Raw genomic sequence first — 16854 nt, forward strand, 5'->3', positions numbered from 1 at the left:
CACGCACACACGAGATCCGAACGGGGAAGCACCATGGGCTGGAACAACCCACCCATTCCGTGGTCGGACTTCGAGCGGAACCTGTCCGACACCCGCCCCGGCTCCCCCCCTCTCGGAGCGGACGGCGGGGACAGCCCCGCGTGGTCGCGGAAGCGGCAGCCGTACACGGCACCGCCTGAGGCATCCGCGCCCGAGGGCCCGGTGGTGCCGTACGCGGAACTGCACGTCCACTCGAACTTCAGCTTCCTCGACGGCGCCTCGAGCCCCGAGCACCTCGCCGAGGAGGCCCAGCGGCTGGGCCTCTCGGGCATGGCCCTCACCGATCACGACGGCCTGTACGGCGCAGTGCACTTCGCCGAGGCGGCCGAGAAGTACCCGGGCTTCTCCACCATGTACGGCACGGAGCTCTCCCTCGAACTGACGAAACCCCAGAACGGTGAGGCGGATCCCGAGGGGCGGCACCTCCTCGTCATCGCGCGCGGATCCGAGGGGTACCACCGCCTGTCCACGGCCATCACCGATGCCCAGCTCGCCGTCGACGCCGAGAAGGGGAAGCCCCGCTACGACCTCGAGAGCCTCGCCGCCCACGCCGACGGCAGGTGGATGGTGCTCACGGGCTGCCGGAAGGGCACCGTCCGCTCGGCGCTCACGGCCGAAGGTGACGCCGCGGCCGAGGCGGAGGTCCGTGCGCTCGTCGAGCTGTTCGGCAGGGACTCGGTCGCCGTCGAGCTCATCGATCAGGGCAACCCGCTGGACTCCGCGCACAACGACGCCCTGACCGCCGTCGCGCAGCGCCTGAAGCTGCCCACCGTGGCCACCAACAACGTGCACTACGCCACCCCGAAACAGCACCGGCTCGCTTCCGCACTCGCCGCGGTGCGGGCCCGCCGGAGCCTCGATCAGATGGACGGCTGGCTCCCCGCCGCAGGGTCTGCGCACCTGCGCAGCGGCGCCGAGATGGCACGGCGGTTCAGGGACTACCCCGGGGCCGTGGAGCGCACGGTGGACATCGCCGCCGATCTCTCCTTCACCCTGCGCAGCGTGAAACCCGGGCTGCCGAACATCGACCTGCCGGAGGGCCACACGCAGATGAGCTACCTCCGCGAGCTCGTCTGGCGGGGGGCGGACAAGCTCTACGGTGGGCGGGAGGACGTACGGGAGAGGATCGAGCGGGAGCTCGACGTCATCGAGGACAAGAACTTCCCGGGCTACTTCCTGATCGTCCACGACCTCGTGCACTATGCGCGTCGCTGCGGCATCCTGTGCCAGGGGCGGGGCTCGGCGGCCAATTCGGCGGTCTGCTACCTCCTGGAGATCACCGCCGTCGATTCCATCAAGTACCAGCTCCCCTTCGAGCGGTTTCTCTCGAGCATGCGCGACGAGGAACCGGACATCGACGTCGACTTCGACTCGGACCGCCGGGAGGAGGTCATCCAGTACGTCTACCGGAAGTACGGGCGCTTCAACGCCGCGCAGGTGGCCAACGTGATCACCTACCGGCCCAAGTTCGCCGTCCGGGACATGGCGAAGGCCCTCGGCCACAGCCCCGGCCAGCAGGACGCCTGGTCCAAGCAGATCGAGCGGTGGGGCGGGCTGGTCTCCAGCGACGACCACGACATCCCGGAATCCGTGGTGGGCCTGGCACAGGAGGTCCTGAAGTTCCCGAGACACATGGGCATCCACTCCGGGGGCATGGTGCTCACGGACCGCCCGGTCGGCGAGGTGTGCCCGATCGAGCACGGGCGCATGGACGGCCGGACGGTCCTGCAGTGGGACAAGGACGACTGCGCGTGGATGGGCCTCGTGAAGTTCGACCTCCTGGGCCTCGGGATCCTCGCCGCCATCCAGTACAACTTCGACCTCGTGGAACGGCACTTCGGGGAGCGGTGGGAACTGCACTCCATCCCGAAGGAGGAGCAGGGGGTCTACGACATGCTGTGCTTCGCGGACTCCGTGGGCGTCTTCCAGGTGGAGAGCCGCGCGCAGATGGGCATGCTGCCCCGCCTGCTGCCCCGTCAGTTCTACGACCTCGTGATCGAGGTGGCCCTCGTGCGGCCGGGGCCCATCCAGGGCGGCGCCGTGCACCCCTACGTCAAGAGGAAGACCGGGGAGGAGGAGGTCCGGTACATCCACCCCGACCTCAAGCCCGTCCTCGAGCGGACACTCGGCGTTCCCCTGTTCCAGGAACAGCTGATGCAGATGGCCATGGTGGTGGGCGGCTGCTCGGGGGCGGACGCCGATGTGCTGCGCCGGGCCATGGGGTCCAAGCGGGGCGAGGAGCGGATCGACTCCCTCAAGGCGAAGCTCTACGAGGGCATGGAGTCGAACGGGATCACCGGTGAGGTCGCGGACACCATTTACAACAAGATCCACGCGTTCGCGAACTTCGGGTTCGCCGAGAGCCACTCGATCAGCTTCGCGCTCCTCGTGTACGTCAGCGCGTGGTTGCGGCTCCATTACCCGGGTGCGTTCCTCGCGGCCCTGCTGCGCGCGCAGCCCATGGGTTTCTACTCGCCGCAGACCCTCGTGGCGGACGCCCGGCGGCACGGGGCCGTCGTCCTCCGGCCAGACATCCTCCACTCGGGCGTCCACGCGGACCTCGAACCCCTCGAGGGCTTCGAGCCGCCGGAGGATCCCCGCGAGCGGGCCACCGGCATGGCGTGCTGCCTGGAGGACGAGCAGCCGCCCGTGGGGTACTTCGATCGCGACACCCCGTTCGATTCCACGCCCCATCGGCGCGACGGTAACTACGCGGTGCGGCTCGGCCTCGCGAGCGTGGAGAGTCTCGGGCTGAAGCTCGCCGAGAGGATCGTCGCCGAACGGGAGGAGAACGGGCCGTACGAGGACATGCCGGACCTCGCCCGCCGCACGGGGGTCAACGCGGGTCAGCTCGAAGCCCTCTCGGCGTCCGGGGCGTTCGACTCGATGGGTCTGAGCCGCCGCGAGGCCCTGTGGAACGCAGGGCCGGCCTCCACGGAGCGGGAGGGCCAGATCAAGGGGACGGCCGTCTACATCCAGCCGCCGCTGCTGCCGGAGCTCTCGGACATCGACAAGGTGGGTTCGGACCTGTGGTCCACCGGCATCACCCCGGACGACCACCCGGTGCGGCACGTCCGCGCCAGGTTGAGGCGCAGGGGTGCCCTGAGCGCCGTCGAACTGAAGTCGGCTGAATCCGGGAGGCGGGTCGAGGTGGCGGGGGTGGTGACGCACCGGCAGCGGCCGGCGACGGCGAGCGGCATCACGTTCATGAACCTCGAGGACGAGACCGGCCTGGTCAACGTGATCTGCTCGGTCGGAGTCTGGCAGCGGCACCGCCGCGTGGCCCGCGAGGCGAGCAGCGTGATCGTGCGCGGGATCCTGGAACGCTCAGCCGAGGGGATCGTCAATGTGGTCGCCGACCGCATCGAGGTGCTGCAACTCAAGGCGACCACGAAGTCCCGCGACTTCCGCTGACCGGCGGGGAGCCGGTCAGCAGGAGCCGCGAGGACCGTCGTACTTCGTGGTCCCTACTCGGTGTCGCGCGTGGTCTGCTCCGCGAGCGTGTCCCAGAAGGAGGTGTCGGCGGTGTCGATGGAACCGTCGGCGATGGCACGTGCCGTGGCGTCGAGCGTCGTCACCGTCTGCTTGATCAGGTAGCCGTTGCTCTTCTGTCCCAGCACCGCGGACTCGGCGGTGTTGTCGGACATGCCGCGCATCTCGAACAGCAGGGTGGAGATTCCGTACTCGACGGCGATCCCGTTACGGCTGATCGTCTCCGCGGAGCCGCCCACGTACCGGCCGAGGTGGCCCCAGCCGGTCGAATCGACGGCGTCGAACACCACGGCCCCGAGGCGCTTGGACCCCTCGACGACGTCCGCCGTCGCATTCTCGGTGGTCGGGAACAGGATGGAGCCGGAGACGAGCTCGCCGTCACGCTCGCTCTGCGTGCCCTGGTGGTGCAGGTCGATCATGTAGTCGATGTCGTACGCACGCATCACGTTCTGATGGAGGGCCTGCGTCTCCGGCTGGATCTTCGCCACGTGGTCACGGTTGAGGTCCGTGCCGGTCGCGTTGGCACGCGTCAGCGTGCGTCCGCCGTCGGCGATGTAACCGTCGAGGGGGAAGTCGACGTCGCCCATGGCGCCGTCGGGGTTGAGCATGGGGACGATCAGGATGTTCACGCCGTCGAGCACACCCTTCGTCTTGCCCGTCCCGAGGTGCTTGATGTACTCGAGGGCACCCTCCGTGGTCAGCTGCTCGTTCCCGTGCTGCTGCGTCAGGTACAGGATGGTCGGGTTGCTGGGATCGGAGATGTACTTCGCGAGGTAGAGGTCACGGCCCTTGACCGACTGCCCGATCACCTCGAGCTCCATCGCGGGCTGGCGTGCGTCCTGCTTCTGCAGTTCGGCGACCACCTCGTCGTAGGTGCGGAGGATCGAGGTGTTGATCGTCTCGTTCCCGCCGTAGTTCGGGCCCTCACCGACGGCGACGGCGGGTGCTGCTGCGGCGCCCGATGCCAGCAGGGCTGCCAGCGACAGGGCGGTGATCGTCCTGGATGTTCTCATGCTCGTTCTCCTCAGGGGTGCGAAAAGGTGCTGCGACAGTGGTGCGCAGGGTCCGGGGATGGTTCGATGCGAGTACCGCACGGACGCGGTGCAGACAGTGAAACGCCACCCCTTGCTTGTGTCAACCAGTTTCGGAATTCGTCGACGGTCTGGGCGCGCGTATCCGGGCATGAGAAAAGGGCCCCCGCCGAGCGGGAGCCCTTGACCGTTCTTCACTGTGCGCGAGGGGGGATTTGAACCCCCACACCCTTTCGGATACTGGCACCTGAAGCCAGCGCGTCTGCCGTTCCGCCACTCGCGCAATTCGAGATTCCACGCACGGGCGCCTGACGCCCGCGGTGTGAACAGCAGAGTCAAGCATAGCCGAATGCTGCGGCGTTCGCCTAAACCGGGGCACGACGACGGCGGTCGGCGGAACGCGCCGCGTACGGGATCGTTGTGACACAGTGACCCTCCGCCCGGCCGACCTGGCCTCGGCGCCGGGTCGTCCCAGTAGTATCGGACAGGACATGCCCGGCTGCAGCACGCCGTTTGCAGGACCGGGGGACGCACTGCGGCAGCTCTGCTGCGGGGCCGAACGGCATAGGGCACCAGCGGAAGGAGGCAGACGGTGGGCATCCTCGACAATGTGGAGCGCGGACTCGAGAAGCTCGTCCGTGGTGCCTTCAGCACGGGCTCGAAGTCGCAGGTACAGCCGCTGGAGATCGCCAGCGCGCTGCGTAAGGAGCTCGACAACCGCTCGCTCGTCCTCTCCCAGGGACGCACCCTCGCGCCGAACGTCTTCACGGCCCGGCTCTCGGACTCCGACTTCGATCTCGCGCAGCAGTGGGGTTCGGCGCTGGCGGAGGAGCTGTGCGATGTGGTCATCGCTCACGTCAACAGCCAGCAGTACAGCCTGCAGGGGCCCGTGCGGGTGTCCTTCGAGCACGATCCCGAGCTCCGTGCGGGCGTGTTCGAGATCGACTCGTCCATCGAGAAGCAAGCCACTCCCCGGCGCCCTGCCACGCCGTCCGCTCCTGCCGCGCCACGACGCCAGCCCACCCGGTACCAGCCGGTGCTCGACCTCGACGGCCGGCGGTACTCCATGAACTCCTCGTCCATCGTCCTCGGTCGCTCGTCCGAGGCGGACATCATGGTGGATGACACCGGTGTCTCACGCCGACACCTCGAGATCCGCGCGACCGACGGCCGCTTCTTCGCCGTCGACCTCGGCTCGACCAATGGCAGCTACGTCAACGGGCAGCGCGTGGACGGCCGCTCCGAACTCACGGACGGCTCCACCATCACGATGGGCCGCTCCCGCATGACGTTCCACCTCGTGACCACGCAGGGCGGAGGGGCGGACCGATGAGCGAAGCCGGAGAACTCACCGTGACGCTCCTGCGCTTCGGGTTCCTGATCCTGCTCTGGGTCCTCGTGCTCAGTACCGTCGGGGCCCTCCGGCGTGATCTCGTGGTCGGCCGCCGCAACAAGGTGGGAACCCCGACGGCCCGGGAGATCCGACGGAACCCGGAGCTCGAGGAGACGCCGCCGCCGGCCCGCGCCGCAGCCCACCGGCTCGTCGTCACCGAAGGACCCCTCGCGGGAACCTCGCTCGATCTCGCGGCCAGTCCCATTCTGCTCGGCCGCGCGCAGGAGGCCACGCTCGTGCTCGAGGACGACTACGCCTCGGGTCGGCACGCACGGCTGTTCCCCCAGGGCAGCCGGTGGTTCATCGAGGACCTCGGGTCGACGAACGGCACCTATCTCGGAGGGGCGCAGCTCACCCGCGCCCTGCCCGTGGAGCCCGGGGTACCCATCAGGATCGGTAAGACGGTCATCGAATTGAGGCCATGAGCGTGCGGCTCGCCCTGAGGTTCGCCGCGCGCTCCGACGTCGGCATGGTGCGCTCCAAGAACGACGATTCGGCCTATGTGGGGCGCTACCTCGCCGTCGTGGCCGACGGTATGGGAGGGCATGCGGGTGGCAACGTGGCGTCCGCGTCCACCGTGCTGGACCTCGTGCACCTCGACCACGCCGATCACGGGGGCGAGGCGGCCACTCACCTCGCCGACGAGATCCAGACCGCCAACTCCCTGCTGTCCGAGCTCGTGTCCACGAACCCTCAGCTCGCGGGCATGGGCACCACCGTCACCGCGCTGCTGCTCGAGGACGGCACGCTGCAGCTGGCGCACATCGGCGACTCCCGGGCGTACCGGCTGAAGAACGGGACGTTCGAGCAGATCTCCCGCGACCACACCTTCGTGCAGCGGCTCATCGACGAGGGGCGACTGAAGCCCGAGGAAGCGGAGATCCACCCGCACAAGAACGTGCTGATGCGGGTCCTGGGTGATGTCGACGCGAGCCCCGAGCTGGACCTCGAGCAGTTCGACGCCGAGGTCGGGGAGCGGTGGCTGCTCTGCTCGGACGGGCTGAACGCCGTACTCCAGGACCGCGTGGTGGAGCAGGTCATGCGCGAGACGCCGGACCTCCGTGACTGCGTGGACACCCTGGTGGAGCTGACGCTCGCGGGCGGGTCCCCGGACAACATCACGATCGCCGTGGTGGAGGTCGTCGAGATGGAGGACGCCGACGCGGCTCCGGCGCCACCGGCGGACCGGGGAACGGGCGAGCGCAGGCCCGGGAAGACCACCGGGAAGAACGCCGCCCCGGCGACGCGGGATCCTGCGCCGCCCGCGGAGATCGACGGGAACGGCGACCTCCCGAGCACGGCCATCCGCGCGGACGTCATCCGGCGTGATCTCATGTCTCGTCCGCACGTGCTCGTGGGATCCGCCGCCCTCGCCACCGAGACCGGTCAGATCCCCATCGTCACGCAGCGCTCCACCGAGCGCCGCGCCGCCGTGATGCTCACCCACCGGGCCGACGACGAGCCGGACGACGTCGACGAGGAGACCGGGCCGAGCAAGCGACGCTGGCTGGTGCCCGCGTTCCTGACCCTCATGACCCTGATCCTCATCACGGTGCTGGGGTTGGGGTACACCTGGACCCAGACCCGCTACTACGTTGCGGAGGCGGAGAACCGTGTGGCGATCTACACGGGTGTCCCGCAGCGGGTGGGGCCGCTCGTCCTCAGTGAGCTCTACGAGATGACGGACATCCCCGTGTCGAACCTGCCCGAGTACCAGCGGTCGAGGGTCGCCAACACCCTTCCCGCGGCGAGCCTCGACGAGGCCGAGCGGATCGTCGGCGATCTCCGGAGCGAGCTGCGCGCCGTCGCCTGTGACCCTGCAGCCACGGGCACCGCGACGGCCGGCCCGGACGGCACTCCGTCCGCCAGCCCATCCGGCACACAACCGCCCGCGTCACCCGCCCCCTCGGGAACCGCCGGGACGCCGACGCCGGACGCCACCGCGTCCGTCTCGCCGACCCCGGCCGCGGCAGAGCCGGCTCCTTCCGCGTCGGCCTCGCAGGAGCCCGACGCCGCCGCATCCGACCTCGACTGCGGAGGTGCAGCCAATGAGTGACGTCCTGACCGTGCCGAGGTCCCGGCGGACCGTGGAACTCTTCCTGCTGGTGATCGCCCTCGCCGTGGCCGTCGGCGCCAACTACCTCGCGGGGATCGGCCGCGAGGAGGCGTTCAACGATTACTTCTGGGCGCAGGCCCTCACGCTCGGACTGATGAGCCTGTTCATCCACGTGATCCTGCGGGTGAAGGCGAAGTATGCCGATCCGGTGATCCTTCCCATCGTCGTCGCGTTGAACGGGATCGGGCTCGCGATGATCCATCGCCTGGACCTCTCGGCCGCCCTGATCAATCCCGAGTTCGCACCGGTGGCTCCCCAGCAGGTGCTGTGGACGGCGGTGGCCATGGGTTCAGCGGCGGTCGGTCTGATCGTCCTGCGGGACCACCGCATCCTGCGCCGCTTCACCTACATCTCGCTGATCGTCAGCGCCGTGCTACTCCTGCTTCCACTCACTCCGCTGGGTCTGGAGATCAACGGCGCTCGCATCTGGATCTCCGTGGGCTTCGGGACGTTCCAACCGGGCGAGATCGCGAAGATCACCCTCGCGATCTTCTTCGCCGGCTACCTGTCCACCAATCGGGACCTGATCCTGCTGGCGGGCAAGAAGATCGGGCCGCTCCAGCTGCCCCGGTTCCGGGACCTCGCGCCCATGGCGGCCGCGTGGCTGGTGAGCATCGGCGTGCTCATCTTCCAGCGCGATCTCGGCTCCTCCATCCTCTTCTTCGGCTTGTTCATGGTCATGATCTACGTGGCGACGAGTCGCGTGAGCTGGGTGTTGATCGGTCTCGCCATGATCGGCGTCGGCGTCTTCGTGGCCCTCGAGCTCTTCAGCCACGTCGCCCTGCGCTTCGACTCGTGGCTGAACGCGTTCTCGCCGGACATCTACGAGCGGGCACCGGGAGGCAGCCGCCAGGTGGTCCAGGGCCTGTTCGGCCTGGCGAACGGTGGCCTGCTCGGCACGGGCTTCGGCGAGGGCCGGCCGGATCTCGTGACCTATTCCAACAGCGACATGATCATCGCCGCTCTCGGCGAGGAGCTCGGACTCATCGGCGTCGTCGCCATCGTGATGCTCTACGTCCTCCTCGTGTCCCGGGGGATCAGGGCCGCGCTGGGCACCAAGGACGGGTTCGGGAAGCTGCTCGCCTGCGGGTTGTCCTTCACGATCGCGCTGCAGTGTTTCGTGGTGATCGGCGGCATTACGCGCCTCATCCCGCTGACCGGGCTCACCACGCCGTTCATGTCCGCGGGTGGGTCCTCACTGCTGGCAAACTGGCTCATTGTGGGTCTGCTCCTCCTCATCTCGGAGACCGCGCGGCGGCCCGCGCCGACGGCACCCATGAAGGACTCCTTCCCGGAGGCGCTCGGGGTCAGCGGCAAGCCCGTCAAAAAGAAAGCCACGAAGGGGGCCGAGCTGTGAACCAGGCCATCCGGAGCGCGTGGATCGTGGCGATGACCATGTTCGCGCTGGTGCTCGGTTCCCTCACGTACGTCCAGTTCTTCGCCGCCTCGGAACTCAACGGCAACCCCTGGAACAGCCGCCAGATCTTCGCGGACTTCGACCGTCAGCGCGGTGCCATCCTCGTGGACGGCCGCGCGATCGCCGAGTCCGTGCCCTCGAACGACGAGTTCAACTTCCAGCGTGTGTACGAGGAGCCGGAACTGTACGCGCACCTGACCGGCTACTACTCGCTGTCGCTCGGTTCCACGCAGCTGGAGAATGCTCAGGGCAAAGAGCTGGCCGGTACCAGCAGTTCACTCTTCTACGATCGCATGGTGCAGCTGTTCTCGGGTGTGAAACCGCAGGGCGCGTCGGTGGAACTCACCATCGACCCGGAGATCCAGCGGCTCGCCTTCGATCTCATCCCGGAAGGTCAGCGTGGCTCGATCGTGGTGATGGAACCGGCGACCGGCAACATCCTCGCGATGGTGTCGAAGCCGAGTTTCGATCCCAACCTGCTCTCGGGCCACGACACCGCGATCATCGAACAGAACGTCGCGACCCTCACGGAACAGCCGGGCCTCTCCATCTACGAGAACCCCGCCACGCAGTCACTCATCGCACCCGGTTCCGTGTTCAAGCTGATCGACGCGGCGGCCGCGCTCGAGTCCGGCGACTACGACGCCGACTCCGAGATTGCGAACCCTCCCGCGCTCGAGTTCCCGGGCATCAACTACACGCTGCCGAACTTCGTTACAGGCCAGTGTGCCACTCGGACGACGGCGGACCTCGAGTTCGCGCTCGAGCAGTCCTGCAACACGCCCTTCGCGCAGATCGCACTGGACCTCGGTGAGGAGGCGCTTCGCGACCAAGCGCAGCGGTTCGGTTTCGGCGAGCCCCTCGACATTCCCACGAGCGTCTCCGCCAGCATCTTCCCCACGGATCTCGACGAGCCCGAGCTCGCACAGTCCGCGATCGGTCAGTTCGACACCCGCGTGACGCCGCTGCAGATGGCGATGGTGGTGGCCGCGATCGCGAACGACGGCGAGCAGATGAAGCCCCAGCTCATCAGGTCGGTTCGGGCAGCGGATCTCGAACTGATCGATTCCCCGCAACCCGAGACGCTGCGGGAGTCCGTCAGCGAGGAGACCGCGAACCAGCTCACGGACTGGATGGTCAACGTGGTCGAGAACGGCACGGGCCAGGGGGCACGGATCCCCGGCGTGGACGTGGCCGGGAAGACCGGCACCGCCGAGGTGCCGGGCTCCGGCGACAACGCCTGGTTCACCGGATTCGCTCCCGCGGACGAGCCCCAGGTCGCCGTCTCGATCGTGATGCAGGACGTGGACATCCCCACCGGTCAGCAATTGACCTCACCCAGTGCCAAAAGACTCATGGAAGCGGTGTTGAGCAGATGAGGCCAACGTCAGGTATCACCCTGGGCGGAAGGTTCGAACTGACCGAGCGCATCGCCATCGGCGGCATGGGCGAGGTGTGGAAGGCACGCGACCAGATCCTCGGTCGCATCGTCGCGATCAAGATCCTCAAGGAGGAGTACTCGGGCGATCCCGCGTTCCTCAACCGCTTCCGGGCGGAGGCGCGCCACACGGCGCTCCTCAACCACGAGGGGATCGCCAACGTGTTCGACTACGGCGAGGAGGGCGGCTCGGCCTACCTCGTCATGGAACTCGTGCCGGGGCAGCCCCTGTCCGCCGTGATCGAGAAGGAGCAGGTCCTCTCGCCGGACCGCACGCTGTCGATCGTGGGACAGACCGCCACGGCTCTGGCGGTCGCGCACCGCCAGGGGCTCGTGCACCGCGACGTGAAGCCGGGCAACATCCTCGTGATGCCGGACGACCGCGTGAAGATCACCGACTTCGGGATCGCCCGTCTCGCCGATCAGGTGCCGCTGACCGCCACCGGACAGGTGATGGGAACGGCGCAGTACCTCGCGCCCGAACAGGCCACGGGTCAGCAGGCCACCGGTTCCTCGGACATCTACGCCCTCGGCGTGATCGGCTACGAGCTCCTCGCCGGACGTCGTCCATTCTCGGGTGAGTCGCAGATCGCCATCGCACTCGCCCAGGTCAACGACGCCCCACCGCCCCTGCCCGAGTCCATTCCCCTACCGGTTCGCGCACTCATCGGCTCGATGCTCGCGAAGGATCCGGCTGACCGGCCCCGTGACGCCGAGGCACTCGCGCGCGCGGTCGAGGCCATCCGTGCCGGGGACATCCGGGCCGCCGAGGCGGCCGTACCCGGCATGCTCGCGTTCTCCGCGGGTGCGGACATCCCCACGGCGGCAGTGCCCCGGCAGGACACCCAGGCGACGACGGCGGTCCCGCCGACCACGACGTCGGCGCTCCCCACGGTCGCGGCCCCGGCCGCGGTGGGCGCCGCGGGCATCGCGGCGTCACGCACCTGGTCCCCCGACGATGCCGACCCGGAGCCCGCAGCGCAGCCCTACCGGCGCGAGGAGGAGAACCGGCGAAGCCCCTGGCTGATCCCGCTGATCGTCCTGCTCCTGCTGGCCCTCGCTGCCATCGCCTTCCTGATCCTCCAGCCGCTGCTCGCAGGCGACGACGGCGACCCCTCGCCCGGGCCTGCCGACACCACGTCCGCCAGTCCGACGCCGACGACGTCCCGCACGGCGTCGCCGTCCTCCTCGCCTTCATCGGCCACTCCGTCATCGAGTCCGAGCACCACCGACGCGGAGGACAACCTGGAGAACGTCTCGCAGGCGAGCTATCAGGGTCGGCAGCTCAATGACGTGACACAGGACCTGGTCGCGCTGGGCTTCGGCGTGAACGCGATCCAGCAGGATTCGTCCGAACCCGACGGAACGGTGATCGCCGTCAATCCCGTCGGTCCGCTGCCTGCCGGTACGACGATCAACGTGACGTATTCTCGCCAGGTCGTGACTGTTCCGGGTCTGACGGGACTCACAACCACCGACGTGGAGCGGCAACTGACAGAACTCGGCCTGCAGCCGGTGAACGCCGGACCCGAACCGTCCCAGCAGCCGGCCGGCACCGTGATCCGCGTCGACCCGGGAGCCGGAGCGGTGATCCCGGTCGGCACCGAGGTCTACTACGTCGTCTCCAGTGGTCCTCAGCCCACCCAGGCCCCCATCACGCCGACGCCCACGCCGGCACCGACGACGCCGTCGGCCTCCCCCTCGGCGACCACCGGCCCATGAGGTACGTCATGGATCACTCCGCGCTTCGGGCAACCGGTCCGTCCGAGGAGGCCAGCTGATGTCCGCCGAGCGCGTCCTCGATGGACGCTACGAGGTCCTCGAACTGATCGGGCGCGGCGGCATGGCCGACGTGCACCTGGGCCGTGATCTGAGGCTCGGGCGCTCGGTCGCCATCAAGGTGCTCCGCCAGGACATGGCCCGCGATCCGCTGTTCCAGTCCCGGTTCCGTCGGGAGGCGCAGGCTGTCGCCGGGCTCAACAACCCGAACATCGTCGCGGTGTACGACACGGGCGAGGAGGAGGTCAGCGACCGTCACCAGCACGAGATGCGCGTCCCCTTCATCGTGATGGAATACGTCCAGGGCCGCACGCTGCGCGACCACGTCCGTGCGGGCGACCTCACGCCCGAAGCGAGCATCGCCCACCTCGTCGGTGTCCTCGGAGCACTCGACTACAGCCACAAGGCAGGGATAGTCCACCGGGACATCAAACCGGCCAACGTCATGATCACGCCCGAGGGCATGGTCAAGGTGATGGACTTCGGCATCGCCCGTGCCATGGCCGACTCGCAGGCCACCATGACCCAGACCCAGGCCGTGCTCGGCACCGCGCAGTACCTCTCACCCGAGCAGGCACGCGGCGAGACGGTGGACACCCGCAGCGACCTCTACTCGGCCGGCTGCCTCCTGTTCGAGCTCCTGACGGGCAGGCCGCCGTTCATCGGTGACAGCCCGGTGTCCGTGGCCTATCAGCACGTGCGGGAGGAACCGCCACTGGCCAGCAGCCTCAACCCCGCCGTGACCCCGGCAGTGGACTCCGTGATCTCGAAGGCGTTGCGGAAGGACCGTGAGGACCGCTTCCAGACCGCCGCGGCCTTCCGGTCAGCACTGCTCGACGCCGGTCGGGGCATCGCCCTGCCGGGAGCCGCCGCACCCACCGAGGCGATGGACCTCCAGGATCCCCGCACCCGATCGATGACGCGCGGAGCGGTGCTGGGAGCCGCAGGAGCGGGAGCCGCCGTCGGTGCCGCGGCGTTCGCGGACGGGGATCCGCGGACCCGGGCCATGGACAGGGTGGCGGCCGAGCGCGCCCTCCCGGTCGCGCCGCTCCCGGACACCGATCACCACGAGGAGGACTACGACGTCCTCGGCGGCGCACGGGGCGACGACCGCGACCGCCGCGACGAGAAGCGGCGTTCGTCGTCGCGCGCCGCCTGGATCACCGTGTTCTTCATCATCGTCCTCGCCGTCCTCGGCGGCGGGTACGTGGTCCTCACGAGTCTCGGCGACAACGAAACAGCGCAGGAGGTCACGGACGTCACCGTCCCCGAGCTCACGAACCTCACGGAGGCGGACGCGATCGACCTCATCGAGGACGCCGGACTGAACTCGTCGACCGACGAGGCCTTCAACAGCACCGTCGAGGAGGGGAACGTCATCAGCTCGGACCCGGCGGCCGGAGCGTCCGTGGCTCCCGGTACCCGCGTGAACCTCGTGCTGTCGCTCGGTCCGGCGAACGTGCAGGTTCCGGAAAGCCTCATCGGCATGACCGAATCCTCGGCCCGCGACGCCCTCGAGGGCCTGAACCTCCGCGGTGGAACCGTGGAGGAGGAGAACAGCGCGACGGTCGAGGAGGGCCGGGTCATCAGCACGGATCCCCAGGTGGGCGGCTCAGCGCCGTCCGGCAGTACCGTGAACCTGGTGCTCTCCACGGGCCAGGTGACGGTCCCGCTGCTCACCGACCTCACGGTCCCCCAGGCGGAGCTGCTCCTGAACGATCCCGCGGTGCAGCTTCCCTACCGGATCGACGAGGAGGAGAACAGCGTCGTCACGCCGGGGACCATCACCAATCAGTCACGGCCCGCCCAGTCCTCCGTGGACCAGGGCACGGAGATCGTCCTGACGATCGCGGTTGCGCCGGAGCAGCCCATCGCACCTCCCAGCCCTACGCCGGACCCCGAGAACCCCGAGACCCCGGAGGACCCCGAGACCCCGGAGGACCCCGAGCCGGGGAACGGCGGCGGCAACGGCGGCGGGAACGGCAACGGCAACGGCAACGGCAACGGCAACGGATCCAACCCGCGCCCCACCGAAGGGGACGATTAGCGGGCGATGAGCGGGCTGAGCCCGGCGGCCTTCTCGGCGGCGCCGACGAGTCCCAGGGACTCGAGCCAGGTGCCGAGCATCTGGTAGCCCCCCTCGGTCAGCACGGACTCCGGATGGAACTGCACGCCGGTGAGAGGCGCGGTGCGGTGCTCGAGCCCCATGATGATGCCGCTCGCTGTCCGGGCGGTGACCGTGAGGTCGGCGGGGATGTCGTCGCTCACGGCGGCGAGCGAGTGGTACCTCGTGGCTGTGACGGGGGAGGGTAGGCCTGCGAAGACGCTCGTCCCGTCGTGCTCCACGAGGGACGTCTTGCCGTGCATGAGTTCCGGGGCATGCGTGACCGTACCCCCGAACGCCTCGGCGAGGGCCTGGTGCCCGAGGCAGACCCCGAGCATGGGCTTGCTCTCCTGCCCGCACCAGCGGATGAGGTCCACACAGACCCCGGCCTCGGCGGGCGTGCCCGGACCGGGAGAAATGAGGACGCCGTCGCGCGATGCCGCCATCTCCTCGGCCTCCGCGAGGGTGATGTCGTCGTTCCTCACCACCGTCGTCTCGGCGCCGAGTTCCTGCAGGTATCCCACCAGGGTGTAGACGAAGCTGTCGTAGTTGTCCACGACGAGGATGCGCGTGCTGTCAGTCATGAGTCAGGAAGAACCAATCGTCGAATCCGTCAGGGGGTTGAACTGGGAGATCCAGGGGAACACGAAGACCATCAACAGGGTGACGGTCACGAGGACGAGCATCACCGAGAGGATGATGCGCACCCAGAGGGGCCCGGGCAGGGCACGGAAGATCCAGCCGTACATAGTGCCTACGCCTGCCCGGCGGCGCGCGCCACCTGGTCGGCGATCTCCGCCGGCGGTCCGGCGTCGATCGGCCGCCACGACTCCAGCACCGAGTACGCGATGATGCGCTCCTGCGCCCCGAAGCGCGGGTTGCAGCTCGTGAGGGTCAGGATCCTGTCCACCGGCTCGGCCGCGGGTTGTGTGGGTACGGGGGCGATCACGTCCACGCGGTCGGGCAGCACGATCTCGGTGTTCCGGAACACGTACGTGTAGTAGCCGTCGCGCGTCTGCACGTACACGCGGTCCCCGGGGACCAGCGTGTGGATCTGGTCGAGGACCTGCCCGTGGGTCTGCCTGTGCCCGGCGAGCGCGAAGTTGCCCACCTCACCAGGAGCGCCGGTCCCCGGGTAGTGGCCGAGCCCCAGGTTGTCCAACACGTCCGCGCCGACTCCCGCCGTGACCGGTCGCGAGTAGTTCTCGCCGAAGCGGGGGATGTACACGACGCCGAAGGTCCCCGTGAGGTCTGACTGTGCGAGCACCGGGGGATCGCCGAAGTCCTCGGGGGCGGTCGCGGCGCCGTCGGTCGTCTCCGGTGCAGGGGCAGGCACCACCGGCGGGACGTCCGCGAAGAACTCCTCGAGGGCCTGGCCCTGCTTGATGTCCGAATCGATGTTCGTCCACCACAGCTCCCAGCCGACGAAGAGCAGCAGCACCACCCCGACGGTGATCAGCAGCTCACCCACCACCTGACTGATGACCTGCAAGGGAGTACGACGGCGGCGGGTGCGGGGAGGACGGACACCGGGGGTGCGCGGAGCGGTGTCGAGTGCCGAGGATCCCACTGCCACTCCTGTCCGCCGGGCCTGCGCCGACGGCGGGGCGTTCCTGGCTAGAATCGAGGGGAGAACCGGGCCGTCGGGCGATGTTCCCCTCAGGATACCTGCGGGGAGGGCAACGCCCCGAGCGGCCCGTCTGACCATCGGCGCCGCTGACTCCCAGCGGTGCCCTGTCGAGGAGAAATCGTGCCCGAGTCGAAGCCCCGCAAGAAAGCAGCGTCCGCGGCTCCCGCCGTGAAGTCCTCGCAGCCCAAGCCGAACCCCGTCTGGTACAAACCGGTGATGTTCGGTCTGATGATCATCGGACTGCTGTGGATCATCACGTTCTACATCTCGGAGTCACTGCTACCCGTGGCCGCCTGGGGGTCGTGGAACATCCTCGTCGGCTTCGGCATCGCGATCGTCGGCTTCCTCATGACCACGCGCTGGCGCTGACCGAGCCACCAGTACGGCGCGCTTCGCGCCCCCACCTTGGTTCCTC

Annotated in this window: 13 protein-coding genes and 1 tRNA gene; 9 read left to right on the top strand and 5 right to left on the bottom strand. The window is 68.6% G+C overall.

The features are described from left to right. Positions 1-33 precede the first annotated feature (33 nt). On the top strand, positions 34-3453 hold the full coding sequence (locus tag AC4D12_RS10485; RefSeq protein ID WP_490949865.1) for an error-prone DNA polymerase: 3420 nt from the start codon (positions 34-36) through the stop codon (positions 3451-3453). Positions 3454-3506: 53 nt separating this feature from the next. Here the strand turns inward: AC4D12_RS10485 and AC4D12_RS10490 are convergent, their stop codons facing one another. After that, the gene (locus AC4D12_RS10490; RefSeq protein ID WP_490949866.1) at positions 3507-4544 is read right to left on the bottom strand and encodes a M14 family zinc carboxypeptidase; all 1038 of its coding nucleotides are present in this window, start codon (positions 4542-4544) and stop codon (positions 3507-3509) included. 218 nt (positions 4545-4762) lie between these two features. Next, a tRNA-Leu gene (locus AC4D12_RS10495) sits at positions 4763-4845 on the bottom strand. Between the two features lie 309 nt (positions 4846-5154). Between AC4D12_RS10495 and AC4D12_RS10500 the strand changes: the two genes are divergently transcribed. Genes AC4D12_RS10500 through pknB form a run of 7 tightly spaced genes read left to right on the top strand, consistent with a single transcriptional unit; the run spans position 5155 to position 14752 of the window. Next, positions 5155-5895 (top strand): FHA domain-containing protein, encoded by a 741-nt coding sequence (locus AC4D12_RS10500; protein ID WP_490949867.1) that lies wholly within the window; start codon positions 5155-5157, stop codon positions 5893-5895. Next, positions 5892-6380, top strand: coding sequence for an FHA domain-containing protein FhaB/FipA (locus AC4D12_RS10505; RefSeq protein ID WP_490949868.1), 489 nt, complete (start codon positions 5892-5894; stop codon positions 6378-6380). The genes AC4D12_RS10500 and AC4D12_RS10505 overlap by 4 nt, the downstream gene beginning before the upstream one ends. Next, positions 6377-8011 carry a PP2C family protein-serine/threonine phosphatase gene (locus AC4D12_RS10510; protein WP_490949869.1) on the top strand — a complete coding sequence of 545 codons (1635 nt, stop codon included), beginning with the start codon at positions 6377-6379 and terminating at the stop codon, positions 8009-8011. The genes AC4D12_RS10505 and AC4D12_RS10510 overlap by 4 nt, the downstream gene beginning before the upstream one ends. Beyond that, positions 8004-9428: an FtsW/RodA/SpoVE family cell cycle protein gene (locus AC4D12_RS10515; RefSeq protein WP_490949870.1), complete on the top strand. Its 1425-nt coding sequence runs from the start codon at positions 8004-8006 to the stop codon at positions 9426-9428. The genes AC4D12_RS10510 and AC4D12_RS10515 overlap by 8 nt, the downstream gene beginning before the upstream one ends. Next, positions 9425-10867 carry a peptidoglycan D,D-transpeptidase FtsI family protein gene (locus AC4D12_RS10520; RefSeq protein ID WP_490949871.1) on the top strand — a complete coding sequence of 481 codons (1443 nt, stop codon included), beginning with the start codon at positions 9425-9427 and terminating at the stop codon, positions 10865-10867. The genes AC4D12_RS10515 and AC4D12_RS10520 overlap by 4 nt, the downstream gene beginning before the upstream one ends. Beyond that, positions 10864-12648, top strand: a complete 1785-nt coding sequence (locus AC4D12_RS10525) for a protein kinase domain-containing protein (protein ID WP_490949872.1) — start codon at positions 10864-10866, stop codon at positions 12646-12648. Before AC4D12_RS10520 ends, AC4D12_RS10525 begins: the two co-directional genes overlap by 4 nt. A 58-nt stretch (positions 12649-12706) precedes the next feature. Further along, a complete protein-coding gene (gene pknB, locus AC4D12_RS10530; RefSeq protein WP_490949873.1) occupies positions 12707-14752 on the top strand; it encodes a Stk1 family PASTA domain-containing Ser/Thr kinase in 2046 nt (681 codons plus the stop codon). Here pknB and AC4D12_RS10535 read toward each other — a convergent pair. From AC4D12_RS10535 to AC4D12_RS10545, 3 genes are read right to left on the bottom strand one after another with little or no spacing between them, the layout of a single operon-like run. After that, entirely contained in the window at positions 14749-15393 is a 645-nt protein-coding gene (locus tag AC4D12_RS10535) for an aminodeoxychorismate/anthranilate synthase component II (RefSeq protein ID WP_490949874.1), read from the bottom strand. The two genes, pknB and AC4D12_RS10535, sit on opposite strands and share 4 nt — an antisense overlap. 3 nt (positions 15394-15396) lie before the next feature. Continuing rightward, positions 15397-15558 (bottom strand): hypothetical protein, encoded by a 162-nt coding sequence (locus tag AC4D12_RS10540; RefSeq protein ID WP_490949875.1) that lies wholly within the window; start codon positions 15556-15558, stop codon positions 15397-15399. Between the two features lie 5 nt (positions 15559-15563). Continuing rightward, on the bottom strand, positions 15564-16385 hold the full coding sequence (locus AC4D12_RS10545) for a class E sortase (RefSeq protein ID WP_490949876.1): 822 nt from the start codon (positions 16383-16385) through the stop codon (positions 15564-15566). Positions 16386-16559: 174 nt separating this feature from the next. Here AC4D12_RS10545 and AC4D12_RS10550 point away from each other — a divergent pair, with 174 nt between their 5' ends. Continuing rightward, positions 16560-16808 carry a cell division protein CrgA gene (locus tag AC4D12_RS10550; RefSeq protein ID WP_490949877.1) on the top strand — a complete coding sequence of 83 codons (249 nt, stop codon included), beginning with the start codon at positions 16560-16562 and terminating at the stop codon, positions 16806-16808. Positions 16809-16854: the final 46 nt, after the last annotated feature.

It is taken from the genome of Arthrobacter sp. TJ-266 (assembly GCF_058269115.1).